General features: G+C 69.8%; 26 protein-coding genes. 8 read left to right on the top strand and 18 right to left on the bottom strand.

Annotation, left to right across the window (positions count from 1 at the left end):
* Positions 1 to 145 precede the first annotated feature (145 nt).
* From ACFFGH_RS23385 to ACFFGH_RS23370, 4 genes are read left to right on the top strand one after another with little or no spacing between them, the layout of a single operon-like run.
* On the top strand, positions 146 to 1,516 hold the full coding sequence (locus ACFFGH_RS23385) for a branched-chain amino acid ABC transporter permease (RefSeq protein ID WP_386672837.1): 1,371 nt from the start codon (positions 146 to 148) through the stop codon (positions 1,514 to 1,516).
* A 9-nt stretch (positions 1,517 to 1,525) separates the two neighbouring features.
* Positions 1,526 to 2,503: a branched-chain amino acid ABC transporter permease gene (locus ACFFGH_RS23380; protein WP_386672835.1), complete on the top strand. Its 978-nt coding sequence runs from the start codon at positions 1,526 to 1,528 to the stop codon at positions 2,501 to 2,503.
* A 40-nt stretch (positions 2,504 to 2,543) separates the two neighbouring features.
* Positions 2,544 to 3,407 (top strand): ABC transporter ATP-binding protein, encoded by an 864-nt coding sequence (locus ACFFGH_RS23375; protein WP_386672833.1) that lies wholly within the window; start codon positions 2,544 to 2,546, stop codon positions 3,405 to 3,407.
* A complete protein-coding gene (locus ACFFGH_RS23370; RefSeq protein ID WP_386672831.1) occupies positions 3,404 to 4,195 on the top strand; it encodes an ABC transporter ATP-binding protein in 792 nt (263 codons plus the stop codon). Before ACFFGH_RS23375 ends, ACFFGH_RS23370 begins: the two co-directional genes overlap by 4 nt.
* 115 nt (positions 4,196 to 4,310) lie before the next feature.
* Here the strand turns inward: ACFFGH_RS23370 and ACFFGH_RS23365 are convergent, their stop codons facing one another.
* The 4 genes from ACFFGH_RS23365 to groES form a co-directional block, all read right to left on the bottom strand.
* A complete protein-coding gene (locus tag ACFFGH_RS23365) occupies positions 4,311 to 5,606 on the bottom strand; it encodes an ABC transporter substrate-binding protein (protein WP_386672829.1) in 1,296 nt (431 codons plus the stop codon).
* Between the two features lie 160 nt (positions 5,607 to 5,766).
* Positions 5,767 to 6,609 (bottom strand): ABC transporter substrate-binding protein, encoded by an 843-nt coding sequence (locus ACFFGH_RS23360; RefSeq protein WP_386672827.1) that lies wholly within the window; start codon positions 6,607 to 6,609, stop codon positions 5,767 to 5,769.
* A 43-nt stretch (positions 6,610 to 6,652) separates the two neighbouring features.
* A complete protein-coding gene (rarD, locus tag ACFFGH_RS23355; RefSeq protein WP_386672825.1) occupies positions 6,653 to 7,576 on the bottom strand; it encodes an EamA family transporter RarD in 924 nt (307 codons plus the stop codon).
* 86 nt (positions 7,577 to 7,662) lie between these two features.
* Positions 7,663 to 7,959 carry a co-chaperone GroES gene (groES, locus tag ACFFGH_RS23350; RefSeq protein ID WP_446686172.1) on the bottom strand — a complete coding sequence of 99 codons (297 nt, stop codon included), beginning with the start codon at positions 7,957 to 7,959 and terminating at the stop codon, positions 7,663 to 7,665.
* 126 nt (positions 7,960 to 8,085) lie between these two features.
* Here groES and ACFFGH_RS23345 point away from each other — a divergent pair, with 126 nt between their 5' ends.
* On the top strand, positions 8,086 to 9,261 hold the full coding sequence (locus ACFFGH_RS23345; RefSeq protein WP_386672821.1) for a THUMP-like domain-containing protein: 1,176 nt from the start codon (positions 8,086 to 8,088) through the stop codon (positions 9,259 to 9,261).
* A gap of 1 nt (position 9,262) precedes the next feature.
* Here the strand turns inward: ACFFGH_RS23345 and ACFFGH_RS23340 are convergent, their stop codons facing one another.
* The 5 genes from ACFFGH_RS23340 to tsaB all read right to left on the bottom strand — a co-directional run bounded on the left by ACFFGH_RS23340 (position 9,263) and on the right by tsaB (position 12,272).
* Positions 9,263 to 9,523, bottom strand: a complete 261-nt coding sequence (locus ACFFGH_RS23340; RefSeq protein ID WP_386672819.1) for a hypothetical protein — start codon at positions 9,521 to 9,523, stop codon at positions 9,263 to 9,265.
* 56 nt (positions 9,524 to 9,579) lie between these two features.
* Positions 9,580 to 10,056 carry a hypothetical protein gene (locus ACFFGH_RS23335; protein ID WP_386672818.1) on the bottom strand — a complete coding sequence of 159 codons (477 nt, stop codon included), beginning with the start codon at positions 10,054 to 10,056 and terminating at the stop codon, positions 9,580 to 9,582.
* 97 nt (positions 10,057 to 10,153) lie between these two features.
* Entirely contained in the window at positions 10,154 to 11,203 is a 1,050-nt protein-coding gene (gene tsaD, locus ACFFGH_RS23330; RefSeq protein ID WP_386672816.1) for a tRNA (adenosine(37)-N6)-threonylcarbamoyltransferase complex transferase subunit TsaD, read from the bottom strand.
* Positions 11,200 to 11,667 carry a ribosomal protein S18-alanine N-acetyltransferase gene (rimI, locus tag ACFFGH_RS23325; RefSeq protein ID WP_386672814.1) on the bottom strand — a complete coding sequence of 156 codons (468 nt, stop codon included), beginning with the start codon at positions 11,665 to 11,667 and terminating at the stop codon, positions 11,200 to 11,202. Before rimI ends, tsaD begins: the two co-directional genes overlap by 4 nt.
* Positions 11,664 to 12,272, bottom strand: coding sequence for a tRNA (adenosine(37)-N6)-threonylcarbamoyltransferase complex dimerization subunit type 1 TsaB (tsaB, locus tag ACFFGH_RS23320; RefSeq protein WP_386672812.1), 609 nt, complete (start codon positions 12,270 to 12,272; stop codon positions 11,664 to 11,666). The genes rimI and tsaB overlap by 4 nt, the downstream gene beginning before the upstream one ends.
* A 193-nt stretch (positions 12,273 to 12,465) precedes the next feature.
* Between tsaB and ACFFGH_RS23315 the strand changes: the two genes are divergently transcribed.
* Positions 12,466 to 13,431, top strand: coding sequence for a hypothetical protein (locus ACFFGH_RS23315; RefSeq protein ID WP_386672810.1), 966 nt, complete (start codon positions 12,466 to 12,468; stop codon positions 13,429 to 13,431).
* A gap of 95 nt (positions 13,432 to 13,526) precedes the next feature.
* Here ACFFGH_RS23315 and tsaE read toward each other — a convergent pair whose 3' ends face one another.
* The 4 genes from tsaE to glmS are packed head-to-tail and all read right to left on the bottom strand — an operon-like array spanning position 13,527 to position 17,296.
* Positions 13,527 to 13,994, bottom strand: coding sequence for a tRNA (adenosine(37)-N6)-threonylcarbamoyltransferase complex ATPase subunit type 1 TsaE (tsaE, locus tag ACFFGH_RS23310; protein ID WP_386672808.1), 468 nt, complete (start codon positions 13,992 to 13,994; stop codon positions 13,527 to 13,529).
* Positions 13,991 to 15,079: an alanine racemase gene (gene alr / locus ACFFGH_RS23305; RefSeq protein ID WP_386672806.1), complete on the bottom strand. Its 1,089-nt coding sequence runs from the start codon at positions 15,077 to 15,079 to the stop codon at positions 13,991 to 13,993. The genes tsaE and alr overlap by 4 nt, the downstream gene beginning before the upstream one ends.
* On the bottom strand, positions 15,076 to 15,441 hold the full coding sequence (locus tag ACFFGH_RS23300) for a holo-ACP synthase (protein ID WP_386672804.1): 366 nt from the start codon (positions 15,439 to 15,441) through the stop codon (positions 15,076 to 15,078). Before ACFFGH_RS23300 ends, alr begins: the two co-directional genes overlap by 4 nt.
* Before the next feature lie 4 nt (positions 15,442 to 15,445).
* Positions 15,446 to 17,296: a glutamine--fructose-6-phosphate transaminase (isomerizing) gene (glmS, locus tag ACFFGH_RS23295; RefSeq protein ID WP_386672802.1), complete on the bottom strand. Its 1,851-nt coding sequence runs from the start codon at positions 17,294 to 17,296 to the stop codon at positions 15,446 to 15,448.
* Positions 17,297 to 17,395: 99 nt separating this feature from the next.
* Here glmS and coaA point away from each other — a divergent pair, with 99 nt between their 5' ends.
* Positions 17,396 to 18,343, top strand: coding sequence for a type I pantothenate kinase (gene coaA / locus ACFFGH_RS23290; protein ID WP_386672800.1), 948 nt, complete (start codon positions 17,396 to 17,398; stop codon positions 18,341 to 18,343).
* Positions 18,344 to 18,420: 77 nt separating this feature from the next.
* Here the strand turns inward: coaA and glmM are convergent, their stop codons facing one another.
* From glmM to ACFFGH_RS23270, 4 genes are all read right to left on the bottom strand, one after another.
* A complete protein-coding gene (gene glmM, locus ACFFGH_RS23285) occupies positions 18,421 to 19,785 on the bottom strand; it encodes a phosphoglucosamine mutase (RefSeq protein ID WP_386672798.1) in 1,365 nt (454 codons plus the stop codon).
* Positions 19,786 to 19,810: 25 nt separating this feature from the next.
* The gene (gene rpsI, locus ACFFGH_RS23280; protein WP_446686171.1) at positions 19,811 to 20,302 is read right to left on the bottom strand and encodes a 30S ribosomal protein S9; all 492 of its coding nucleotides are present in this window, start codon (positions 20,300 to 20,302) and stop codon (positions 19,811 to 19,813) included.
* Positions 20,303 to 20,344: 42 nt separating this feature from the next.
* Positions 20,345 to 20,791, bottom strand: coding sequence for a 50S ribosomal protein L13 (gene rplM / locus ACFFGH_RS23275; protein ID WP_386672797.1), 447 nt, complete (start codon positions 20,789 to 20,791; stop codon positions 20,345 to 20,347).
* A 115-nt stretch (positions 20,792 to 20,906) separates the two neighbouring features.
* Entirely contained in the window at positions 20,907 to 21,869 is a 963-nt protein-coding gene (locus ACFFGH_RS23270; protein ID WP_386672795.1) for a tRNA pseudouridine synthase A, read from the bottom strand.
* Between the two features lie 37 nt (positions 21,870 to 21,906).
* Here ACFFGH_RS23270 and ACFFGH_RS23265 point away from each other — a divergent pair, with 37 nt between their 5' ends.
* On the top strand, positions 21,907 to 22,959 hold the full coding sequence (locus ACFFGH_RS23265; protein ID WP_386672793.1) for an ATP-dependent DNA ligase: 1,053 nt from the start codon (positions 21,907 to 21,909) through the stop codon (positions 22,957 to 22,959).
* Between the two features lie 42 nt (positions 22,960 to 23,001).
* Here ACFFGH_RS23265 and ligD read toward each other — a convergent pair whose 3' ends face one another.
* Entirely contained in the window at positions 23,002 to 24,036 is a 1,035-nt protein-coding gene (gene ligD / locus ACFFGH_RS23260) for a non-homologous end-joining DNA ligase (protein ID WP_386672792.1), read from the bottom strand.
* Position 24,037: the final 1 nt, after the last annotated feature.

Here is a 24,037-nt window from a genome sequence, read left to right as displayed (position 1 = left end):
TTAACCGGTTCGCGCTCCGAGCATTCCGCCCGGATAATGAGCCGACCACATGTCGCGCGTGAAACACCGCCGACATGTGGCGACACTATGTTTCTGCGATGGCGCTCACGTCCTGCGGGCGTCCACCGCGCACCTTGGAGGTCGATTGAGCCAGGCACATGCGTCGCCCGGAACCACAGCCCCGGGCGCTCGACGGCCGGCAGCGCTCATCGCAGCGCTGTTCGCCGTCCTGATCGCGTTCCTGACCCTCGCGAGCCCCGCACCGGCGATGGCGGAGGAGACCGGCGCACCCGCCGACCAGCCCAGCGAGGTCGGGCTCGACGAGCACCCGAACCGGGTCAGCGGCAACGTTCTGCTCAACAGTGAGCCGCTCGAAGGCGTGCACATCACGGTGTCGGGCGGCGGCTACACGGCGGATGTCTGGACCAACGCGGAAGGGCAGTGGCGCGTCGGCGTCCCAGAAAAGGCGGAGTACACCGTCACCCTCGACGAGAACACCCTCCCCGAGGGCATCGCTGTGGTGGACGAGACCGGTGCCGACGAGACCCCGAACGTGAAGGAGGCGGAGATCGGGCCGAGCGGCCGCGTGACGATGAACTTCTTCATCGGCCGCGGCGAGCGGAACACGGTCAGCTTCGTCGACCAGCTCGTCGAGCGCATGGTGAACGGGCTCAACTTCGGACTGATGCTCGGCCTCGCCGCGATCGGCCTGTCGCTCGTGTTCGGCACCACCGGGCTGTCGAACTTCGCGCACGCCGAGATGGTGACGTTCGGCGCGATCGCCGCCCTGTTCTTCGTCGGGTTCGACATACCCATCTGGGTCGCCATCCCGATCGCCCTGATCGCGAGCGCCGCGTTCGGCCTGGCGCTGGACGCAGGCCTCTGGCGCCCGCTTCGCCGAAAGGGCGTCGGCGTGGTCCAGCTGATGATCGTCAGCATCGGGCTCAGCCTCGCCCTCCGCTACGTCTTCCAGTACTTCATCGGTGGCGGCACCGAACAGCTGCCGGGCTCCAACTCCGCCCAGATCCAGCTGTTCGGCGCGGTGTCCCTCAGCGTGATCGACATGGTGAGCATGGCGATCAGCGTCCTCGTGATCGTGGCGTTCGCCTTCTGGCTGCTGCGCACCCGCGTCGGCAAGGCCACCCGCGCGATCTCGGACAACCCGTCGCTGGCGGCCGCGTCCGGCATCGACGTCGACCAGGTGGTCCGGATCGTGTGGGTCGTCGCCGCGACGCTCGCGGGCCTCGCGGGCGTGCTGTACGCCTACTACCGCCCCGGGATCCGCTGGGACATGGGCGCGCAGATCCTGCTGCTCATCTTCGCGGCGGTCACCCTCGGCGGGCTCGGCACCGCGTTCGGAGCGCTCATCGGTGCGCTGATCGTGGGCATGCTCACGGAGGTCTCGAGCCTCTGGATCCCGGCCGACCTCCGCTTCGCCGGCGCGCTCGTCGTGCTCATCCTCATCCTGCTGTTCCGGCCCCAGGGAATCCTCGGCCGCCGAGCGAGAATCGGTTAGGAGCCCTCCATGGACTGGCTGCAGATCCTCAATAACACCGGTGCCTCGCTGCTCAGCCCGGTCACCCTCGCCTATGCCCTCGCGACCGTCGGTCTGGCGGTGCATTTCGGGTACGCGGGCCTGCTCAACATGGGCATCGCGGGGTTCATGGCGATCGGCGCGTACGGCTACGCCATCTCGATCCTCTCGTTCGGACTCCCCTGGTGGATCGGGGTGCTCGTCGGGATCATCGGGTCCATCATCTTCGCGTTGATCCTCGGCATCCCGACGCTGCGGCTGCGCGGTGACTATCTCGCCATCGTCACGATCGCCGCCGCCGAGGTGCTTCGCCTGCTGTTCCTCACCACCGCCTTCGAAGACGTCACCGGATCCGCAGACGGGCTGAGCGGCTACCACCTCGACTTCCGTGCGGCGAACCCCATCCCGCCGGGCACGTACGGGTTCGGCCCGTGGACGTACAACCACGATCAGTGGTGGGTGCGGATCCTGGGCCTGCTCGCCCTTGCGGTGGCGCTGCTGATGGTCTGGGCGCTCATGCGAAGCCCGTGGGGCCGGGTGCTCAAGGGCATCCGCGAGGACGAGGACGCGGTTCGCGCGCTCGGCAAGAACGTCTTCTCCTACAAGCTGCAGGCGCTCGTCCTCGGCGGTGTGATCGCGGCGGTCGGCGGCATCGTGTACGCCCTTCCCGCCTCGGTCAACCCGGGCGTCTACGTCACCTCGCTCACTTTCTTCGTCTACACCGCGCTGCTGCTCGGTGGAGCGGCGACCGTGTTCGGTCCTGTGCTCGGGTCGGTGATCTTCTGGGTGATCCAGACCCTGCTCGGCAACCTGCTGCCGGCCCTCGTGAACATCGGCGTGCTGCCGATGACCACCTCACAGTCGCAGACGCTACGGTTCATCCTGGTCGGTGTGGCGCTGATGCTCATCGTGATCTTCCGGCCGCAGGGCATCCTCGGCAACAAGAAGGAGCTGACCTTTGTCAAGTAGCGCTCCGAGCGGTGCGACCCCGGTCCCGCATCAGCCGCGCATGAAGTCCACCGGCCTCCACAAGGGCGAGGCGGTGCCGGGCGCCGCGAAGGTGGATCCGATCATCGTCATCGACGGCGTCACCCGCACGTTCGGTGGCCTGACGGCGGTCGACGTCGAGCACCTCGAGATACCCCGCAACGCCATCACCGCGCTCATCGGGCCGAACGGCGCGGGCAAGACCACCCTGTTCAATCTCCTCACCGGGTTCGACAAGCCGGATGCGGGCACCTGGACCTTCGACGGCAAGTCGCTGCACGGGGTGCCCGCGTACCGCGCAGCGAGGATGGGACTGGTCCGCACCTTCCAGCTCACCAAAGCGCTGGGCCTGCTCACGGTTCTCGAGAACATGAAGCTGGGCGCCACGAAGCAGACCGGTGAGCACTTCTGGCAGAGCCTCATCCCCGGCATGTGGCGCAAGCAGGAGTTCGACATCGAGGACCGTGCGATGCGGATCCTCGAGAAATTCAAGCTCGACGCGAAGAAGGACGACTTCGCCGCGAGCCTCTCCGGCGGCCAGCGGAAGCTGCTCGAGATGGCGCGTGCGCTCATGGTGCAGCCCAGGCTGGTGATGCTCGATGAGCCGATGGCGGGTGTCAACCCTGCGCTCACCCAGTCGCTGCTCGACCACATCCTCGATCTGAAGGACGAGGGGATGACGGTGCTCTTCGTCGAGCACGACATGCACATGGTGCGGCACATCGCGGACTGGGTGGTCGTCATGGCCGAGGGCAGGATCGTCGCGGAGGGACCGCCTGACGCCGTCATGAACGACCCCGCGGTGATTGACGCCTACCTGGGCGCACACCAGGAGATCGACCTCGGCGTCGTCACCGGCCGGGTCAGCGCGGAGGAGGCGAAGTGAGCGAGGCCACCGAGCTCGGCGGGCTGAGGCCGAACACGGACATCGAAACGGATCTGAAGGCCGCGCCGGGAACACTGGTGGTGGACATCGACGACCTCGTCGCCGGATACCTGCCGGGCGTGAACATCCTGAACGGCTGCTCCCTTCAGGCTCGTGAAGGCGAGCTCATCGGCATCATCGGTCCGAACGGCGCCGGCAAGTCGACCCTGCTCAAGGCGATCTTCGGTCAGGTCCGGATCCGCAGCGGCAGCATCAAGCTGATGGGCGAGGAGATCACCGGGCTCAAGGCGAACAAGCTGGTGGGCCGGGGCGTCGGCTTCGTGCCGCAGAACAACAACGTCTTCCCGAGCCTCACCATCGAGGAGAACCTGCAGATGGGGCTCTACCAGCGGCCGAAGGCGTATGCCGAGCGGCTGGACTTCGTCACCGGCATCTTCGCGGAGCTCGGGAAGCGGCTCAAACAGCGTGCAGGGTCGCTGTCGGGCGGCGAGCGCCAGATGGTGGCGATGTCGCGGGCGCTGATGATGGATCCGCACGTGCTGCTGCTGGACGAGCCGAGTGCTGGGCTGTCCCCGGTGCGTCAGGACGAGGCGTTCCTGCGTGTGTCGGAGATCAACAAGGCGGGCGTCACGACGATCATGGTCGAGCAGAACGCCCGGCGGTGCCTGCAGATCTGCGACCGCGGCTACGTGCTCGACCAGGGCCGCGACGCCTACACCGGAAGCGGCCGCGAGCTGCTGAACGACCCCAAGGTCATCGGCCTCTACCTCGGCACACTGGGCGCGTAACGCCCGCCATTCATCCGTCGCAGCTCCGGCTGCGACGTAGTCGTGGCGTGCGCCCGGTGAACGGAAACGGGGCCCCGACCCGAAGGTCGGAGCCCCGCACGCCGCGTCGGAGGGTCTAGCCCTCGTAGGCCGCGTAGTTGTTGTCCGGGCCGTACTGGTAGATGCCGATCGAGGCGCGGGTCGGGTCGCCGTTCTCGTCGAACGAGATCGGTCCCGAGACGCCGTCGTAGTTCGGCGTGCCGCCGTCGACGATGATCTGCGCGCAGTCAGCGAAGGTGCTGCACTGCTCGCCCTCTTCGTCGACGCCGCCGGAGACCGCCTGCAGCTCGGCCGCGATGTCGGCGCCCTCGACGGAGCGTGCCTGCATGGCGGCCAGCGCCAGCAGGATCACCGCGTCGTAGGACTCGGCCGCGTAGCTGAAGTCCTCGAGCTCCTCGCCGCCGTTGTCCGCCTGGAACGCCTGAAGCTCGTCCGTGAACGAGGCGATGTCGTCGATCGTCAGGCCGGGCAGGGTGCCCTTCGCGCCCTCGAGCATGCCCGGGTCGAGCTGTTCGCTGAAGTTCTTCAGGTTGCCGTCGACGAAGTACAGGTTCTCCGCGGGGAAGCTGTCGACCAGTCCCGGAAGGATCGTCACGACCTCCTCGAAGGTGATCAGAGCGATCGCGTCGGGGTCCGCCGCCAGAACCGCGCTGATCTGCGCGTCGAAGTTGGTGTCACCCGTGTTGTAGGTCTCCATCGCGACGACCTCGCCGCCGGCGGCTTCGAAGGCCTCCTGCGTGAAGCCGGCGAGGCCGGTGCCGTAGGAGTCGTTCAGCACGATCATGCCGAGCGTCTCGTGGCCGTCCTCGGCGATCAGGTTGCCGAGCACCTCACCCTGGAGGATGTCCGAGGGTGCGGTGCGCCAATACAGGCCGTTGTCGTCGTAGGTGGAGAAGTCCGCGGACGTGTTGGCCGGGGAGAACTGGATGACACCGGCGCTCGTGACCTGGTCGATGAACTGCAGCGAGACACCGCTGGACGCCGCACCGATGATGGCCGAGACGTCCTCGCCCAGAACGCGAGGGATCTCGGTCTCGTACGCCTTGTTGTCGAGGTCGCCGGAGTCGCCCTCGACGACCTCGACGGTGATCCCCAGGTCTGCCTCGTTGATCTGGGATGCCGCGTAGTTGACGCCCGCGATCTCGGGCGGGCCGAGGAAGGCGAGGTTGCCGGTCACGGGCAGCGCCGTGCCGACCTTCAGGGTCAGATCTTCGATCGGGGCGCCGCCTCCGCTGGTCGGCTCCTCGGTCTCAGTGGTGCCACCTCCGGCCGAACAGCCGCTCAGCGCCAGGGCTCCGCCCGCCAGAAGGGCGATGCCGGAGATGGCTGCCTTGCGAGACCGGGACCGGATGGCCTTCGAGCTCAGGCTCATGTTGCTCCTCTTTTACGTGTACAGGACACGCGGGCACACTGGCCCGCGGTATAGCCACAGTAGGCGGACCAAATGCGCGAAACATTCCGATCGTGTTACGGGCGTGTTACGCGTCTGCTTCGGTTGTGTAACGGCGCGGCCGTGCGCAGTGGGCTCGAACTCAGTCGCCGGCCGCGCCGGGAGGCCTTCCCGCGGACGCGCTGCCGCGCGTGTTCCCCGGGCCGGGGATGTCGAACGGGCCGCTGACGCCGGCGTAGTCGATGTCGATCGAGGCGGCGAGTGCCTCCAGGCACACGCCGAGCACCGTGCACCCGTAGCCGCCGGTGGTGACCGTGGGCAGCGCCCACGCGACGGATGCTGCGCCGTCGTCCCCGGCGGCGACGGCGGCGAGCGCGGCAGCCAGCGTGGCGTCGTACGCCTCAGCCGCGAGTGCCGTGTCGGTGAGTCCCGGGTCGACCACGGTCAGCCGACCGAGGAAGTCGTCGTCCGCCCGAGTCGGCGTGCCGGCGTCCGCGACGGTGCGGAAGAGCCCAGTCGGCACGAGCTCGTCGGCTCGGCCCGCGTCGACGAAGGCGGGTGTGAGCAGCAGCACGCCGTCGATCGCGGGATCGGCAAGCAGGCTCTTCGCGACCGACGTGGCGGTGGGGCCGAGGACGACGTCGACGCCCTTCTCGATCAGCTGCGCGAGGGCATCCGTGGCTGGCTGGCCGCCGTCGGCCGCGTTGCGGTGAACGACCTCGACCGGCCGGCCGCCGACTCCGCCTGCGGCGTTCAGATCACGAACCGCCAGCTCGACGCCCGCGACCTGGGCACCGGAGTAGTCGGCGTATGCACCGGTCGAGGAGAACAGGGTGCCGAAGCGGAGCACCCCGTCCCCGCTCGCATCCGGCTGCGGCGCGGCGGGAACGGTGGGCGCGACGGCCGGTGGCTGCTCCGCGCATCCGACAAGCAGAGCGGACATCACGACGGCCGCCGCCGACAGCGCGGGGACAGCAGCGCGCACGGGGATCCTTTCGGCGGTCGGACGCCGAAACCCTATCGGCGCGTCAGGCCGGTTCGAGGGAGGCGCGGCGCGGCGAGCGTCCGGCGACGACCAGGTCGATGCTGAGCACGAGGAGGGCGAGCCAGACGAGGCCGAAGCCGACCCAGCGCTCGATCGGCATCGGCTCGGCCAGCACGGTGACACCGAGGACGAACTGAAGGAGGGGCGCCAGATACTGCACGAGGCCGACCAGCGTGAGCGGCAGACGTCGGGCGGCCGCGGCGAAGAACAGCAGTGGCACGGCGGTCACCACCCCGGCGCTGAGCAGGAGCACGAGGTGCACGGGGCCTGCCGCACCGAGGGTGAGCCCCGTGGTCGCCGCCAGGATCGCGAGGCCACCGAGGGCGAGCGGCGTGAGCCACGCGGTCTCGACGGTGAGGCCGACGATCGCGTCGACGTTCGGGCCGACCTTCTTCTTCACGAGGCCGTAGAAGCCGAAGGAGAAGGCGAGCGTCAGCGCCACCACGGGCACCGAGCCGTAGCCGACGGCGAGCACGAGCGCCGCGACGGCGCTGATGCCGATCGCCGCCCATTGCGCGGGTCGCAGCCGCTCGTGCAGCACCAGCACGCCGAGCAGCACGGTGACGATGGGGTTCAGGAAGTAGCCCAGCGCCGCCTCGACGACGTGCCCGGTGAGGGTGGCGACGACGTAGGTGAGCCAGTTCACCACGATCAGCGCACCGGCGAGGCCGAGCAGCAGCATCGCGCGCCGGTCGAGGATCGTGCGGCGAAGCGACGCCCAGCCGCGCGTGACCGCCAGCAGGAGGAAGCAGAACACCAGCGACAGCACGATGCGCCACGCGACGATCTCGACCGGGCCAGTGGGCTCCAGGGAGAGGAAGTAGACCGGGAGCAGCCCCCACAGCCCGTAGGCACCGACAGCGAAGGCGAGACCCGCGCCCTGGGTGCTCGGCGCGGCGGATCTCACCCGACCGAGCGTACTCCCGGCGGTGCCGCCGCAGACGCGAAACGGCCCGCCGGCAGAGCCGGCGGGCCGTTTCGAACGGGTGCGTGCTAGCGCACCACGACCGCGAGGACGTCGCGGGCCGACAGCACGAGGAACTCGTCGGTGCCGAACTTGACCTCGGTTCCCCCGTACTTGGAGTAGAGCACCCGGTCGCCGACGGCGACATCGAGCGGAACACGGTTGCCGTTGTCGTCGATGCGACCGGGGCCGACCGCGACGACCTCGCCCTCCTGGGGCTTCTCCTTCGCCGTGTCAGGGATGACGAGGCCAGACGCAGTGGTCTGCTCGGCCTCGACCTGGCGGATGACGATGCGATCCTCGAGCGGCTTGATGGACACCGACACGGTTGACCTCTTCTTTCTGAAAATCCGGGGCTGGCACACTCCCTCTGAGAGTGCCAGATCCATCGTATTGACCGGCTAGCACTCAGTCAATCCGAGTGCTAGCGGGCGTGCCGGTAGCCTGATGACGTGGAGGCGTCGGAGTTCCGGGAGCTGATGTCGCCGGAGGGGCTTCGGCTCCTCGACTCACTGCCGCCGTACGAGTCGGCGAGCGATGTGGTGCGGATCGTGTCGCGGCTCCGGGCAGAGGGCCACTCCCCCGGTCTCGTCGCCGCCGTGCTGAGCCAGGCGAAGCTGCGCGCGCGAGCCCGGACGAAGTTCGGCGAGTTCGCGTCGACGATGCTCTTCACCGAGGCGGGACTCGAGCAGGCCAGCCGGCTGCAGGTGGCCGCGCTGCACGCGGGCCGTTTCGCCGCGGCGGAAATCCACTGGGTCGCCGACCTCGGCTGCGGGATCGGCGCCGACGCACTCGCCCTCGCGGCACTGCAGCTGGAGGTGACCGCCGTCGAACGCGACGAGGTGACGGCGGCGATCGCCGCCTATAACCTCGCGTCATGGTCGAACGCCCGGGTCGAGCATGCCGCCGCGGAGGACTTCGACCTCACGGGCATCGCCGGCGTCTACCTGGATCCGGCGCGGCGGTCGGCGGGCAGGCGGCTCTCGGACCCGGCTGACTGGACGCCGAGCCTGGAGTTCGCGTTCGGGCTGGCCGAGCGCTTTCCCACCGGGATCAAGCTCGGGCCGGGAATCGACCGGTCCCTCATCCCGCCGGGATGCGAGGCGCAATGGGTGTCGGTCGACCGCGACGTGGTGGAGCTCGGCCTCTGGTTCGGCCCGCTCGCGAGGTCTGGAGTCGGTCGCGCGGCGCTCGTGCTCACCGAGGGCGGGCCGGCCGAGCTCACCGCCGCGGGCGACAGCCCTGACGCCGAGACCGGTCAGCTCGGAGAGTTCCTGCTCGAGCCGGACGGCGCGGTCATCCGGGCCCGCCTGATCGGGGATCTCGCCCGCACCGTCGGTGCTCGGATGCTGCACCCGGAGATCGCGTACCTCACGGCCGATGAGCCGGTGGCGACCCCGTTCGCGAGCTGCTTCCGGGTGGAGGCGGTGCTCCCGCTGGACGTGAAGATCCTGAGGAAGGAACTGTCGGCTCGGGGGATCGGCACGCTGGAGATCAAGAAGCGGGGGGTCGATGTCGACCCCGCGCAGTTCCGGACGCGCCTCGGTCTCAAGGGCGACGGCGCGGCGACGCTCATCCTCACGCGCGGCGACGGACGGCGGATCGCGCTCCTCACGCAGCGCGTCTGAGTCAGCCGGTCAGGGCGACGAACGTCAGTCCACCGACGAGCAGCAGCACGAGGAGCACCAGCAGCAGGAGCGCGCCGAGGTAGATACCGGCCGCGGCGGTCAGGATCCCGCGACGGCGGGCCGGGGCGAGGCCGCGGCCGGCGAGCACGAGCGCGACCATGGGCAGCAGGCCGAAGCGGCGCAGCAGCAGCCCGGCGAGCACCGACCGGCCGACGGGCATCCGGTCGTCCGGCGCGCTGCTCACCGGCTGCGGTTCGCTCACGAGACCTCCGGAGACGGCTGTGGGCCCGCCGGAGCGGGCCCACAGGTGTCGATCGCTCAGGGCGAGGTCGGAATGGTTCCGACCGAGCCGATCAGCATGATCGGCAGGATCAGGAACAGGAAGCTGAAGATCAGGTTCAGCAGGATGGTGACGAAACCGGCGATCACACCGACGATCCACATCCACTGCGGCGCGCCCGGCTCCCGGCCCTTCGCCATGAAACCGAGGACGACCGCGGCGATACCGGCGAGGAGGCCAAGGATCGGGATCCAGCTCAGGATGAGCAGACCGGCGAGACCGACGATGAACGAGGTGAGGCTGAGGCCCTGCTTCGGTCCACCGCCGCCGCTGGGCGGCGCGGCGTAGGGCGACGGGCCGGGCCCAGGAGCGCTGTACGCCCCGGCACCCGACGCGGGCGGCGGAACGCTGGCTGCCGGGGGCACGTTGCCCGCGGGCGGCACGCTGCCCGCCGGCGGAACATTCCCCGCCGGAGGAGGAACGTCGCCCGGAGGAGGCGGAGGAACGTTGGTCATGTGAAGGGCTCCTTATGAATGAGGTGAGAATCCTCTTAGCGGTGCCATAGTCCCAGGGGGTTCGGGCCGTGTCAATCATCCACCCCGGCACGCCGCATCAGGCTTGCACGGTTGTCACGGGCAATGTGGAGTCCGCACCGAAGCCCCCGGCCGAGGGCGCGCGGCCGGCGGCCACCAACGCGGCGCCGATCGCCGCGATCATTGCGCCGTTGTCGGTGCACAGCGGCAGCGGCGGGACGCGCAGCTCGATGCCTGCCGCGGTGGTCCGCTCGGCGGCGAGATCCCGGATCCGCGCGTTCGCCGCCACGCCTCCCCCGAGCAGCAGCCGGGGGATTCGGTGTTCGAGGCAGGCGTCCACGGCCTTGGCGGTCAGCACGTCCGCGACCGATTCACGGAAGCCGGCGGCGACATCTGCCACCGGCACCTCCAGCCCGGCGTCACGACGCTGCTCGACGAAGCGGGCGACCGCCGTCTTCAGTCCGGAGAAGGAGAAGTCATAGCGGTGCCGCTCCCGATCCTTCGGCTGCGTCAGCCCCCGCGGGAAGCGGATGGCGTCCGGGTCGCCGGACGCTGCCGCCTCGTCGATGCGCGGACCGCCCGGGTAGCCGAGGCCGAGCAGCCGGGCCACCTTGTCGAACGCCTCCCCGGCGGCGTCGTCGATCGTCTCGCCGAGCAGCTCGACGTCGTTGAGGAGGTCCCGCACCAGGAGCAGCGAGGTGTGGCCGCCGGACACGAGCAGCGCGATCGTCGGCAGCTCGATCTCCGTCCCGTCGCTGCGGAGCACGTCCGCGCCGACGTGGCCGACGAGGTGGTTCACGGCGTAGAGCGGCTTGCCGGTCGCCAGCGCGAGCGCCTTGGCTGCCCCGATGCCGACCATCAGGGCGCCGGAGAGTCCCGGACCGCTGGTCACCGCGATCGCGTCGAGGTCGTCGAGTGCGACGTCCGCCTCGGCGAGCGCAGCCGTGAGTGTGGGGGTGAGCGCCTCGAGATGCGCCCGTGCGGCGACCTCCGGAACCACTCCGCCGAATCGCGCGTGCTCGTCCATCGAGGAGGCGATCACGTTCGCGAGCAGCTGTCGTCCACGGACGACCCCCACACCGGTCTCGTCGCAGCTGGTCTCGATTCCGAGGACCAGCGGCGCGCTCAACGTTCCCCCCTCTCAGGCACGGGCGCCCGCATGACGAGCGCGTCGACACCCTCCGGCTGGTAGTACTTCCGCCGGACTCCGACCGCCTCGAAGCCGAGCGAACGATAGAGATCCTGGGCGGCGGGGTTGTCGATCCGCACCTCGAGGAACACCTCGGCGGCACCGCGGGCCGCGGCAGCCTCGAGCAGTTCGGCCAGCATCCTGCGACCGATCCCGCGCCGCCGATGCGTCTCCGTCACCGTCACGGTGTGCACCTCCGCGGTTTCGGCGCCGACGGGTGCCAGCAGGCCCGCGTAGCCGACGATCACGCCGCCCTCCTCCGCGACCAGATACCGCGTGTTCGGGTTCTCCAGCTGGGAGGCCATGGCGTCCTCCGACCAGGCGTCTTCCGGGTATGCGGCCCGTTCGATCGCGATCACGGCGCCGAGGTCCGTCGCGCGGGCGGGGCGCAGCTCAGCGGTCACGTCACCCTCCGGCCGGATGCGTTGGTCGTCGACATCGTGACGTCCGGTGAGCGCAGGTAGAGCGGCTCGTCTGGAGCGAACGGACGACCGGCGGCGTACAGCGCCTCGGCCAACAGGCCGACCGACGCGGCGGAGACCCAGCGCGCGTCGACGCGCTCCCGGTCGGCGGGCACCTCATCGGGCGCGGCGAGGGAGGGGCCGCGGTCCCGCCGCGGGAGGCCGGCGGCGTCCGGGCTGTCGTACGACGACCAGTACACCTCTCTCCTCCGCGCGTCGGTGACGACCGTGACCGGTGTGACCCTGCCGAACGCGACGGCGTCGTGACTCACGACCGGCACGACGGGCTTGCCTGCGCCGAACGCGAAGGCCCGTGCCGCCGCGATCCCCACCCGGAGTCCGGTGAAGGGGCCCGGTCCCATGCCGACGGCGACGCCCGACAGCTTCCGGGCAGAGATGCCGGCGTCACGCAGCGCGCGCTCGATCAGGTCGCCGATCACCTCGGCGTGGCGGCGGGTGTCTTCCACCGAGTGTTCGGAGAGCACGCCGCGGTCTCGATCGACCACGGCGACGCTGGTGCCGGCGGAGGTGTCGATCGCCAGCAGCACGGCGACCAGCCTACGCGTTCGCGTGCGGTACTCGAATGCTGCCGTTTGACGCGAATGCGGTCGTTCGAACGGCCGCACTGGCGCCAAGCGACCGCACTCGTCGGGAGGCGGTCTTCTCTCCCACAGCTGGAGACTCTCCCCAGCTCGACGAGACGACACTTCGCCGACCCGCGCCGAATGGGAGGGTGGCCGGATGATCGACGTCGCCGGCCACCGTCGCGCCTGGCAGGATGAGTTCGTGCGCGCCGCCGACATGCGCAAGGTCGGCCACCGATCCGACTTGGTGCGCGGCGTGCGCACCGGATCGCTGGTTCCGGTCTGTCGTGGCATCTACCGGCGAGCCGGGTTCGCGTCCGAAGACGACGACGATCGGTATCTCGCACTCCTGCGGGGGACGCAGCTGGCCGCGAGGACGGACCTCGTGTTCGTGCAGATGTCGGCTGCCCGGATCTGGCAGCTTCCGATCATCGGCCAATGGCCGAGAACGGTTCATGTCACAGACGAGCGTCGCGACGGGAGCCGGTCCACCGCCGGGTTGGTGCGCCACAATTGGGGTCTTCCCGATGTCAGCGTCGACCTGAACGGACTCCGGGTGACGCCGCTGGTGAAGACGGTCATCGACGTGGCGCGATGCGCCCCGTTCGAAGTGGGGGTCGCGATGGCGGACGCCGCCCTTCACGGACTGCGCACCCGCAGCACCGGCGGCTGGCTCAGGGCGCCGCTGCCCCGCCCTGCGCTGGAGGATGAGATCGCCCGCCTGACCGGAGCGCGCGGATGCGTCCGCGCGCGGGAGGTCGTCGCCTTCGCGGACGCCCGGTCCGAGTCGGCCGGCGAATCACTCAGCCGAGTCAACATCCGATGGCTCGGCTTCCCCGCCCCCGTGCTGCAGCAGGAGTTCCACGACCGCCGGGGTCGGATGATCGTCGACTTCTGGTGGCCGCAGTTCAACCTCGTCGGCGAGTTCGACGGTCACGGCAAGTATCTGCGGGAGGAGTACACGCGCGGAAGATCGACCGCCGACATCGTGCTCGCAGAGAAGCAGCGCGAGGACCGTCTCCGCGCACTCGGCCCGCGTGTCACGAGGTGGGACTGGGAGGTCGCGAGATCGCTGCCTCTGCTCCGCGAGCATCTTTCCGGCGCTGGACTCCGGACCGCGTGACGACTGCTGCCGTTCGGCGCGGATGCGGTCGTTCACACGGCCGCACTCGCGCCGAACAGCAGCATTGACGGGTCGCACGATGGCCGTCTGTCTGCTCAGCGCAGCCACTCCAGGTCGGCCCAGCGGGCGCCGTGCCCCCGCACCGTGACCTTCCGCGGTGCGACGCCGTCGTCGTCCGCCTCCGCGGTGCGGCGGTCGATGTCGATCTGCAGCCACTCGTCGGCGAGCAGGCCGACATAGTCCCCCGCCCATTCGACCACCACGATCGAGGCGTCGACGTCGACGTCGAGGTCGTCGAGCTCGAGTCCGCTCCCGAGCCGGTAGGCGTCCATGTGCACCAGCGGGGCGCCGTCAGCGCGGGGATGGGACCGAGCCAGCACGAAGGTGGGGCTGGTCACGGTCCCCCGCACCCCGAGGGCCTGCCCGAGGCCGCGGGTGAACGTCGTCTTCCCGGCGCCCAGCTCGCCGTTCAGCGCCAGCACGTCGCCGGCGCGGAGGCGGGAGGCGACGCGTGCACCCAATGCCTCCATGTCCTCCGGAGTGGCGATGAGTTGCTCGATCACGGCACGTACCGTCGCGGCACCCTCGGCCCGATCCTGGTGACGATCTCGTAGTTGATCGTGGATGCCGCCCGGGCCCACTCGTCGGCGCTCGGGGCGCCGGTCGCCGGGTCGCCGAAGAGCACCGCGCGGTCCCCGGCCTGCACCTGCGCGTCCCCGACGTCGACGATGAACTGGTCCATCGCGATCCTGCCGCTCACGGTGAACCGCTCACCGTTCACGACCACCGGCCCGCTGTTCGAGGCCTGGCGAGGCACACCGTCCGCGTAGCCGATCCCGACCAGCGCCAGTGTCGTGTCGCCGGCGGTGCGGTACGTGTAGCCGTAGGAGACACCGCGGCCGGCACGGACCCGCCGGACGGCGACGATCTCGGCGCTCAGCTCCATCGCCGGCCGGAGCCCGAGGTCCGCCGACCGCACACCATCGAGCGGACTGAGGCCGTAGACGCCGATGCCGAACCGCACCTGGTCGAAGCGCGCCGACGGCCGCCGGAGGGCGCCCTCTGTGGCCGCGAGGTGCAGCACCTCCGGGTGGAGACCCGCCGCGCGCGCGGCGGCGACGTGCGCCTCGAAGGCGGCGACCTGCGCGAGGTCGTCCTCCAGTGACGCGTTCGCGAGGTGGCTCCAGATGCCGCGCACCCGCAGCCCGGTGGAGCGCTCCAGCCGGGCGGCCTCCGCGAACACCGCCTGAAGCTGGTCCTCCGCCACGCCGTTCCTGCTCAGCCCGGTGTCGGTCTTCAGCTGCACGGTCGCGCCGGCATCCGCGGCGCGGCACAGCTGCTCGAGGCTACTCACACCGAGCTCGACATTGTGCGCGACGGCGGCGTCGAAGTCCGCCTCGGCGCCGTGGATCCATGCCAGCACCGGCGCTTCGATCCCGGCGGCGCGCAGCTGCAGCGCCTCCGTGACATCAGCGACGCCGAGACCGCTCGCCCCACCCTCGAGCGCGGCCCGCGCGACGCGCACCGCGCCGTGGCCGTAGCCGTCCGCCTTGACCACCACCATCCCGGGAACGCCGACGGCGTCGAGCAGCGTCCGCACGTTGTGCCGGATGGCGTCGAGGTCGACGCGCGCCTCGCGGAGCGTCACGTCTCGGTCACCACATAGGCGATCGCGACGCCCGCGTCGTGTGCCATCGAGAGATGGATGCGGCGGATGCCGCGATCGTTCAGCAGCTGCTGAAGCGGCGGCTCAACCGCAAACGCGGGGTTCCGGTCGTCGTCCCGGATCACCCGCATGTCATGCCACCCGATGCCGGCGGAACCGCCGAGCGCCTTGATCAGCGCCTCCTTCGCCGCGAAGCGGCCGGCGAGGCTGCGCAACGGAAGCGGCGCGTCGCCGGAAACGCGTTCGGCGTCGGTGAACAGCCGCGGGGCGAGCCTGGGTGTGCGCGACAGTGCCCGCTCGAACCGTGCCAGATCGACGATGTCCACGCCGACGCCGACGATCACCGCTTCACTCCACCGTGACGGACTTCGCGAGGTTCCGCGGCTGATCCACGTCCAGACCCTTCGCCGCGGCGAGCTCCATGGCGAAGATGTGCAGGGGTGCCACCGCGAGGATCGGTTCGAACAGCGGGGCGGCGAGCGGGATCGGGATGACCTCGTCCGCATACGGATGCACGGCGGCGTCGCCCTGCTCGGCGATCGCGATCACCCGGGCACCGCGGGCGCGGATCTCCTGGATGTTCGACACGACCTTGGGGTGCAGCGACAGCTTGTCGCGAGGGCTCGGCACGATCACGAAGACCACCTGACCGGGCTCGATGAGGGCGATGGGCCCGTGCTTCAGCTCACCGGCCGCGAACCCCTCGGCGTGGATGTAGGCCAGCTCCTTGAGCTTCAGCGCACCCTCCATCGCGATCGGGTAGCCGACGTTCCGGCCGAGGAACAGCACCGACTGGGTGTCCGCCATCCAGTGCGCCAACTCCCGCAGCCGGTTCGCGGACTCGATCGTCTTGGCGAGCTTCTCCGGGATGTCGTGCAGCTGCCGCACGTTTCTGGCGATCGCCTTGGCATCGAGCGTGCCCCGAACCGTGGCGAGGTGGAGGCCGACCAGATAGAGCGCGGCCACCTGCGCGACGAACGCCTTCGTCGACGCCACCGCCACCTCGGGCCCCGCGTGGGTGTAGAGCACCGCATCCGACTCCCGGGGGATCGACGAACCCTGGGTGTTGCAGACCGAGAGCACCTTGGCGCCGGACTCCCGGGCGAACTTGACCGCCATCAGGGTGTCCATCGTCTCGCCGGACTGGCTGATCGAGATGACGAGCGTCCGCTCGGTGATCACCGGGCTCCGGTAGCGGAACTCGTGCGACAGCTCGACGTCGACGGGGATGCGCGACCAGCTCTCCACCGCATACTTGGCGAGCATCCCCGCGTAGGCGGCGGTGCCGCAGGCGATGACCACGATGCGGTCGATTCCGGCGAGCACCTCGTCGCCGAGAGGGGCCAGCTCCTCCAGGTGCACCGCACCGTCGGCGGTCCGCCCGATCAGCGTGTTGGCGACGGCCTCCGGCTCTTCACTGATCTCCTTCGCCATGAAGCTCGACCAGCCGCCCTTCTCGGCGGCGGAGGCATCCCAGGCGACCTCGAACTCGCGAGGTTCGACCGGGTTGCCGTCGAAGTCGGTGACCTCGATGGAATCCTTGCGGATGGTGACGATCTGGTCCTGGCCGATCTCGAGCGCCTTGCGGGTGTACTCGACGAACGCTGCGACGTCCGAGCCGAGGAAGTTCTCCCCGTCCCCCATCCCGATCACGAGGGGCGAGTTGCGGCGCGCACCGACGACGACGCCCGGCTGATCCTTGTGGATGGCGAGCAGGGTGAAGGCGCCCTCGAGCCGATTGACCACGCGGCGGAGCCCCTCCGCCAGATCGCCGGTCTCGCGGTACGCCTCGCCGACGAGGAGCGCGGCGACCTCGCTGTCCGTCTCGCTGGTGAACGTGGCACCACGTTCGAGCAGCTCCTTCTTCAGCTCGGCGAAGTTCTCGATGATCCCGTTGTGGATGAGGGCGAGCTTGCCGTCGTCCCCGAGGTGCGGATGCGCGTTGACGTCGGTCGGTCCGCCGTGAGTGGCCCACCGGGTGTGACCGATGCCGGTGGAACCGTCGCGTACGGGAAGTGTCTGCAGGTCGTCGGCCAGCACCTGCAGCTTGCCCGCGCGCTTGCGGGTGCCGATGTGGCCGTCCGAGTCCAGAACGGCGACGCCCGCGGAGTCGTAGCCGCGGTACTCCAGACGGCGGAGCCCGCTCAGCAGCACATCCACCGTCTTGGTGTCCCCGACGTATCCCACGATTCCACACATGCGGTCGAGTCTACTTCCGCGCCTCCCCCGCCCTCTCGCCCCAGTCCGGGCGACGCGCGGCCAGCCGGATGCTCGGATCCGTTCGGATACTGTGGTCGGGTGTCTGATCCGGGCGGGACAAGCGGCCGCACGTCGCCGTTCACCGAGATCCCCCGGGAGCGCTGGGCCGAGCTCGCCCCGACCACCCCGCTCCCCTTCGACGAGGACGTGATCGGCGCCGTCCGGGGTCTTGGAGATGTGCTGGATCTGCGAGAGGTGCGCGACGTCTACCTGCCGCTCAGCCGGCTGCTGAACCTCTACGTCGCCGGATCGCGGCAGCTGCACCAGCAGACCAGCGAGTTCCTCGGCGAGCGCGGCCCGACGACCCCCTTCGTGATCGGTGTCGCCGGCTCCGTCGCGGTGGGCAAGTCGACGGTCGCCCGCCTGCTGCGCGAGCTGCTGTGCCGGTGGGAGGACACACCACGAGTCGAGCTGATCACCACCGACGGGTTCCTCTACCCGAACGCGGAGCTCGAGCGCCGCGGCCTGCTGGAGCGCAAAGGCTTTCCGGAGAGCTACGACCGGCGATCGCTGCTGCGCTTCGTCATCGAGGTGAAGTCGGGTGTCGAGGAGGTCGCAGCGCCGGTCTACTCGCACCTGCAGTACGACATCGTCCCCGGAGAGCACATCACGGTGCGGCGGCCCGATGTGCTCATCGTCGAGGGCCTCAACGTGTTGCAGCCGCCGCCGCCCGGGACCAGCCTCGCGGTCAGCAATCTGTTCGATTTCAGCGTCTATGTGGATGCCCGCACCCAGGACATCGCGCGCTGGTACGAGCAGCGGTTCCTGGAGCTGCAGCGCGGCGCGTTCGCCGACCCGCAGTCCTACTTCCACCGGTTCGCAAGCCTCACGGAGGAGCAGGCGATCGCCCGGGCGCGGCAGATCTGGTCGTCGATCAACGAGCCGAACCTGGTGCGGAACATCCTGCCCACCCGCTCCCGGGCCACACTCGTCCTCCGCAAGGACAGCGACCACGCCGTGTCGACGGTCCTGCTCCGCAAGATCTGAGGCCGCACCGGTCCGTGAGTCCGTCGAAGGGACCTCGGCTCAGCTGACGGACAGCCGCTCAGCTGACGGACAGCCGCTCAGCTGACGGTGAGGCGCTCCCGCACCGTGCCGGCGAGGGACTGCGCCACCCGCTCGGCGGTCTCCTGATCGGCGGCCTCCACCATGACGCGCACCATCGGCTCCGTGCCGGACGGGCGCAGCAGCACGCGGCCGGTGTCGGCGAGCTGCGCCTCCGCCGCGGCGACGGCCTGGGCGATGCCCTCATCGGTCGCCATCGCGTGGTGGTCGACGTCGCGCACGTTGACGAGCACCTGCGGGTACACGGTCATCACGCTGGCGAGCTCAGCGAGGCTCTTGCCGGTGCGCGCCATCTCCGCGACGATGTGAAGGCCCGTGAGGATGCCGTCACCGGTGGTGGCGTAGTCCGTCATGATGACATGGCCGGACTGCTCGCCGCCGAGCGAGAGCCCGTGCTCGACCAGCGCCTCGAGCACGTAGCGGTCGCCGACCTTCGTCTCGACCACCTTGATCCCGTGCGCGTCCATCGCCCGCTTGAGGCCGAGGTTGCTCATCACCGTGGTGACGAGGGTGCGCTGCCTCAGCGCGCCGCGCTCCGCTGCCGCGAGCGCGAGGATCGCCATGATCTGGTCTCCGTCGACGATCCTGCCGTCGGCATCCACAGCCAGGCAGCGGTCCGCATCGCCGTCGTGGGCGATACCCACGTCGGCGCCGTGCTGGACGACGGCCGTCGCGAGCTTGTCGAGGTGGGTCGACCCGACGCCGTCGTTGATGTTCAGCCCGTCAGGGTCGGCGCCGATGATGGTCACCCGCGCTCCCGCGTCCGTGAACACCTCAGGCGAGATGCCGGCGGCCGCGCCGTTGGCGCAGTCGAGCACCACGTGCATCCCGGCGAGGCGGTTCGGCAGCGCCCCGAGCAGATGCATGACGTAGCGGTCCTCGGCGTCCGCGAACCGGCGGATGCGGCCGACGTCGGCACCGATCGGAGTGAGGCGCTCGCCGTCGAGCATCGCCTCGATGCGGTCCTCCACGATGTCGGGCAGCTTCTGCCCGCCGGCCGCGAAGAACTTGATGCCGTTGTCCGGCGCCGGGTTGTGCGACGCCGACACCATGACGCCGAAGTCCGCGCCGCTGTCGGCGACGAGGAACGCGGCGGCAGGCGTCGGGATGACTCCCGCGTCGAGCACGTCGACGCCGGAGCTCGCGAGACCGGCCGCGACCGCCGCCGTGAGGAACTCGCCGGAGATCCGTGGGTCGCGAGCGACGACCGCGGTGGGCCGGCGACCGGCGGCGCGGCGCGCGTCGGCGCTGCGTCCCCGGGTCAGCACCACAGCGCTCGCCTGAGCGAGGCTCATCGCGAGGTTTGCGGTCAGATCCCGGTTGGCGAGCCCACGCACACCGTCCGTGCCGAACAATCGAGGCATGAGTCTGGCTCCCGAAGGAGTCGGATCAGCGCTTCGAGAACTGAGGAGCCTTGCGGGCCTTCTTGAGCCCAGCCTTCTTGCGCTCCTTGACCCGGGCGTCGCGGCTGAGGAAGCCCTCCTTCTTCAGGCGCGGGCGGTTGTTCTCGAGGTCGATCTCGTTCAGCGCACGGGCGATGCCGAGACGGAGCGCACCGGCCTGGCCCGAGGGGCCGCCGCCGGTGATGCGGGCGATCACGTCGTAGCTGCCGAGCAGGTCGAGCACCTTGAACGGGTCGTTGATGAGCTGCTGGTGCAGCTTGTTCGGGAAGTACTCCTCGAGGGTGCGGCCGTTCACCGTGAAGGTGCCGCTGCCGGGAACGAGGCGCACGCGGGCGATGGCCTGCTTGCGACGGCCGACGGCAGCGCCGGGCACGTTGAGCACGGCGCGCGGGGCGCTGGAGACCGTCTGGTCAGCCGGGGTCGCCGTCGAGTAGGACGAGATGACCTCGTCGGAGATGGAGTCTGCGATCTTCGCCACTGGTGGAATCCTTAAGTCTGAGAAAGTCGAAAGCGGGCGCTGCTACTGCGCGACCTGGTCGAAAACGTACGGCTTCGGCTGCTGAGCGGCGTGCGGGTGCTCGGCACCGGCGTACACCTTCAGCTTCTTGATCTGCGCGCGGCCGAGCGAGTTCTTCGGCAGCATGCCGCGCACGGCCTTCTCGACCGCACGGGTCGGGTGCTTCTCGAGCATCTCGCTGTAGCTGGTGGCGGTGAGGCCACCCGGGTAGCCGGAGTGGCGGTACGCCATCTTCTTCTCGAGCTTCGCGCCGGTGAGGGCGACCTTCTCGGCGTTGACGATGATGACGAAGTCGCCCATGTCCATGTGCGGGGCGAAGGTCGCCTTGTGCTTTCCGCGCAGGAGCGCCGCGGTCTGGCTGGCGAGGCGGCCGAGAACGACGTCGGCCGCATCGATCACGATCCAGTCGCGCTGCACATCAGCCGGCTTCGGAGAGAACGTGCGAGTCACAGTTGTGCTGCTTTCTTGTCGAGGTGTTCGTGAATCCCGCTCCGGTCGCACGTTCTGAGGAAGAACCTGCAGGTGGAGGGCTCAGACTGGTCTCCGTGATGCGGAGACAACCTCGCTAGATTAGTCGATCGCGCTGGGAGGCGTCAAACCGGGCCGGCCCCGTCGACGAGTCGTCGGCTCCATGATCCCCGGCCGGCACCGGATCGCGCCGCGCCCGCGTCTGCTCCGCCCTGGCGCCGTACTCGCGAGGCTGCGGGTAGCCGACCTCGAGCAGCGTCAGGCCCTTGGCGGGTGCGACGATGAATTCGCTTCCGCGCTGCTGCTCGTCCCGCAGCTCGGTCAGCCGCTCGGCCGGGAGCTTCCCCTCGCCCACGGCGATCGACGCGCCGACGAGCGCCCGCACCATGCTGTGGCAGAAGGCGTCGGCCTGCACGCTGGCGATCAGCACCCCGAAGTCGTCGCGATGCCAGGTGAACTCCTGCAGGGATCGGACCGTCGTGGATCCCTCGCGAGGCTTGCAGAACGCCGCCCAGTCCCAGAGGCCGACGAGGGCACGTGCGGCGCGATCCATCTCGTCAGCGTCGAGTGCCGCGGGGTGCCACAGCGTGTGGTTCTGCAGCAGCGGGTTCCGCACGGCGAGGGTGTCCGCCACGCGGTATTCGTATCTCCGCCAGATCGCGGAGAACCGCGCGTCGAAGCCGAGGGGCGCCACGCTGACGCGGGAGACGTAGAGGTCGCTCGCGAGCCCGGCGATGCCGTTCAGGCGGCGGCGGAGGGCATCGGCCGGGTCCTCCTCGGGCCGGGCGACCTTTCCGCGCTGCCGCGCCGTCAGCCCGGCGAGCTGCGCTTCGCCGAGGTCCAGGTGTGCAACCTGGCCGGTGGCGTGCACGCCGGCATCCGTGCGGCCGGCGACGGTCAGGGCCGGCGCGGGCGGATGACGCCGGAACACCGTCGCGAGCGCAGCCTCCAGCTCCCCCTGCACCGTCCGCAGTTCCGGCTGCCTGGTCCATCCGGAGAATCGAGTGCCGTCGTACGCGACGTCGAGGCGCAGCCGCGTCGTCGGTCCCGGGATATCCACCCAGCGAGTGTAGGGCGGATGCGCCACGATGGGCTTCATGCGTTCCCCGATCGAGATGCCGCTGGACCCGATGCTCGCGAAGGCCGTGAAGGAGGTGCCGGACCCTTCGACCGTGAAGGGTGGGCTCGCGTTCGAGCCGAAGTGGGATGGGTTCCGCGGGATCGTGTACTTCGACGGGGATGAGATCGAGATCGGCAGCCGAGGGTCGAAGCCGCTCACCCGGTACTTCCCTGAGCTGGTGGAGGCGTTCCGGAAGCAGCTGCCCGGTCCCTGCGTGGTCGACGGGGAGATCATCGTGCGCACCGGCTCCGCCGGCAGCGAGCGCCTCGACTGGGAGGCGCTGTCGCAGCGCATCCACCCTGCAGAGAGCCGCATCACCCGGCTGGCGAAGGAGACGCCGGCGGCCTTCGTCGCGTTCGACCTGCTCGCGGTCGGGGAGGAGTCGCTGCTCGACGCGCCGTTCCGGGACCGCCGTGGGCGGCTGGAGCAGGTGCTCGCGAACGTCGCGGCACCGCTGCATCTGAGTCGCCAGACGTTCGATATGGCGACCGCAGAGCGCTGGCTCGAGGAGTTCGAGGGTGCCGGCCTCGACGGAGTCGTCGCGAAGCCGGTCGAGGCGGTCTACTCCCCCGGCAAGCGGATCATGCAGAAGATCAAGCACGCCCGGACCGCAGACGTGGTGCTCACCGGGTACCGCGTGCACAAAAGCGGCAACGGCGTGGGCTCGCTGCTGCTCGGCCTCTACAACGCGGACGGCCAGCTGATGAACGTCGGGGGCGCGTCGGCGTTCAGCGACAAGCGCCGCCTCGAGCTCATCGAGGAGCTGCAGCCGCTGGTCCAGCGTGACGAGGCGGGCGACGCGGTCAAGGGCGAGGGCGAGCGGAGTCGCTTCTCCGCGGCAAAGGACACCAGCTTCGTGAAGCTCCGCCCCGAGAGGGTGGCCGAGGTCGCGTACGACCAGATGGAGGGCTGGCGGTTCCGCCACACCGCCCAGTTCGTGCGCTGGCGCCCCGACCGCGAGCCACGCTCCTGCACCTTCGAGCAGCTCGAGCGCCCTCTCGCCTACGACCTCGAAGAGGTCCTCAGCTAGCACCCGGTGATTGAGGAGGCGCGCCATCCTCGGTCACCGGGTTCACTCCTTCGGCCAGTTGGCCGGGTTCTTCTTGCTGGGCTGCACCCGCGGCGGCTCGCCTGGCATCTTCGGGTAGTCGGGCGGGAACGGCATCTCGCCGAGCCCGTTCTCGAGGTCTCGCTCCCACCATTCGAGCAGCGTGGTCAGCTCGCCCGGACTGTCGTGCATGCCGTGCCACGGGTCGCCGGTCGCGGCGAGCCGGTCCGGCACGGTCAGCACCGTCAGCGCGCGCGGGTCGACGTTCTCGAGCTCCTTCCACGACACCGGGCAGGACACCGCGCCGTGCGCGATCGCTCGGGGGCTGTAGGCGCCGGCGATCGTCCGGTCCCGCGCCGCCTGGTTGAAGTCGACGAAGACCCTTTCCCCGCGCTCCTCTTTCCACCAGGCGGTGGTGACCTGATCGGGCATCCGTCGCTCCAGCTCCCGCGCCGCGGCGATGACGGCGTGGCGTACGTCGACGAACTCGTGGTGCGGTCGGATCGGCGAGAAGACGTGCAGGCCCCGGTTTCCGGAGGTCTTCACGAAGGTGGTCAGCCCGGCCTCCGCCAGCACGTCGCGGAGGGCGAACGCCGCCGGGATGGCGTCGTCGAAGTCGCGGCCGGGCTGCGGATCGAGATCGAGCCTCAGCTCGTCCGGGTTGTCGATGTTCGACGCCCGCGACGCCCACGGGTGGAACACGACGGTGTTCATCTGCGCCATCCAGACGGCCGCGGCCGGCTCGTCGATCACGAGCTGCGGATGCTGCCGACCGCTGGGATACACACACATCACAGTCCGGATGAATCCGGGCGCGCCCTTCATCGGATTCTTCGCGAAGAACATCTCACCGTCGATGCCGCCCGGGTAGCGCTGGAGCGAGACCGGCCGGTCGCCGTTCGCCTCGACGAACGCGTCGCCGACGGCGATCAGGTAGTTCGCGAGATCCAGCTTGGTGAACCCGAGCTCGGGATACAGCACGCGGCTCGGGCTCGAGACCCGCATCTCGCGCGCACCGTCGGGACCGGGGACTTCAAGGGTGACCGCCTCGCTCGCCATT

The organism is Lysobacter korlensis (assembly GCF_042434515.1).
Note: the sequence above shows the minus strand (reverse complement) of the source record. Positions and strands in the feature narration are given on the sequence as shown.

What these genes read in the sequence shown, in the direction of transcription:
- ACFFGH_RS23380 (WP_386672835.1), top strand. Translation starts at nt 1,526, where the DNA reads ATGGACTGGCTGCAGATCCTCAATAACACCGGTGCCTCGCTGCTCAGC.
- ACFFGH_RS23375 (WP_386672833.1), top strand. Translation starts at nt 2,544, where the DNA reads ATGAAGTCCACCGGCCTCCACAAGGGCGAGGCGGTGCCGGGCGCCGCG.
- ACFFGH_RS23365 (WP_386672829.1), bottom strand. Translation starts at nt 5,606, where the DNA reads ATGAGCCTGAGCTCGAAGGCCATCCGGTCCCGGTCTCGCAAGGCAGCC.
- ACFFGH_RS23335 (WP_386672818.1), bottom strand. Translation starts at nt 10,056, where the DNA reads ATGACCAACGTTCCTCCGCCTCCTCCGGGCGACGTTCCTCCTCCGGCG.
- ACFFGH_RS23315 (WP_386672810.1), top strand. Translation starts at nt 12,466, where the DNA reads ATGATCGACGTCGCCGGCCACCGTCGCGCCTGGCAGGATGAGTTCGTG.
- glmS (WP_386672802.1), bottom strand. Translation starts at nt 17,296, where the DNA reads ATGTGTGGAATCGTGGGATACGTCGGGGACACCAAGACGGTGGATGTG.
- glmM (WP_386672798.1), bottom strand. Translation starts at nt 19,785, where the DNA reads ATGCCTCGATTGTTCGGCACGGACGGTGTGCGTGGGCTCGCCAACCGG.
- ACFFGH_RS23265 (WP_386672793.1), top strand. Translation starts at nt 21,907, where the DNA reads ATGCGTTCCCCGATCGAGATGCCGCTGGACCCGATGCTCGCGAAGGCC.
- ligD (WP_386672792.1), bottom strand. Translation starts at nt 24,036, where the DNA reads ATGGCGAGCGAGGCGGTCACCCTTGAAGTCCCCGGTCCCGACGGTGCG.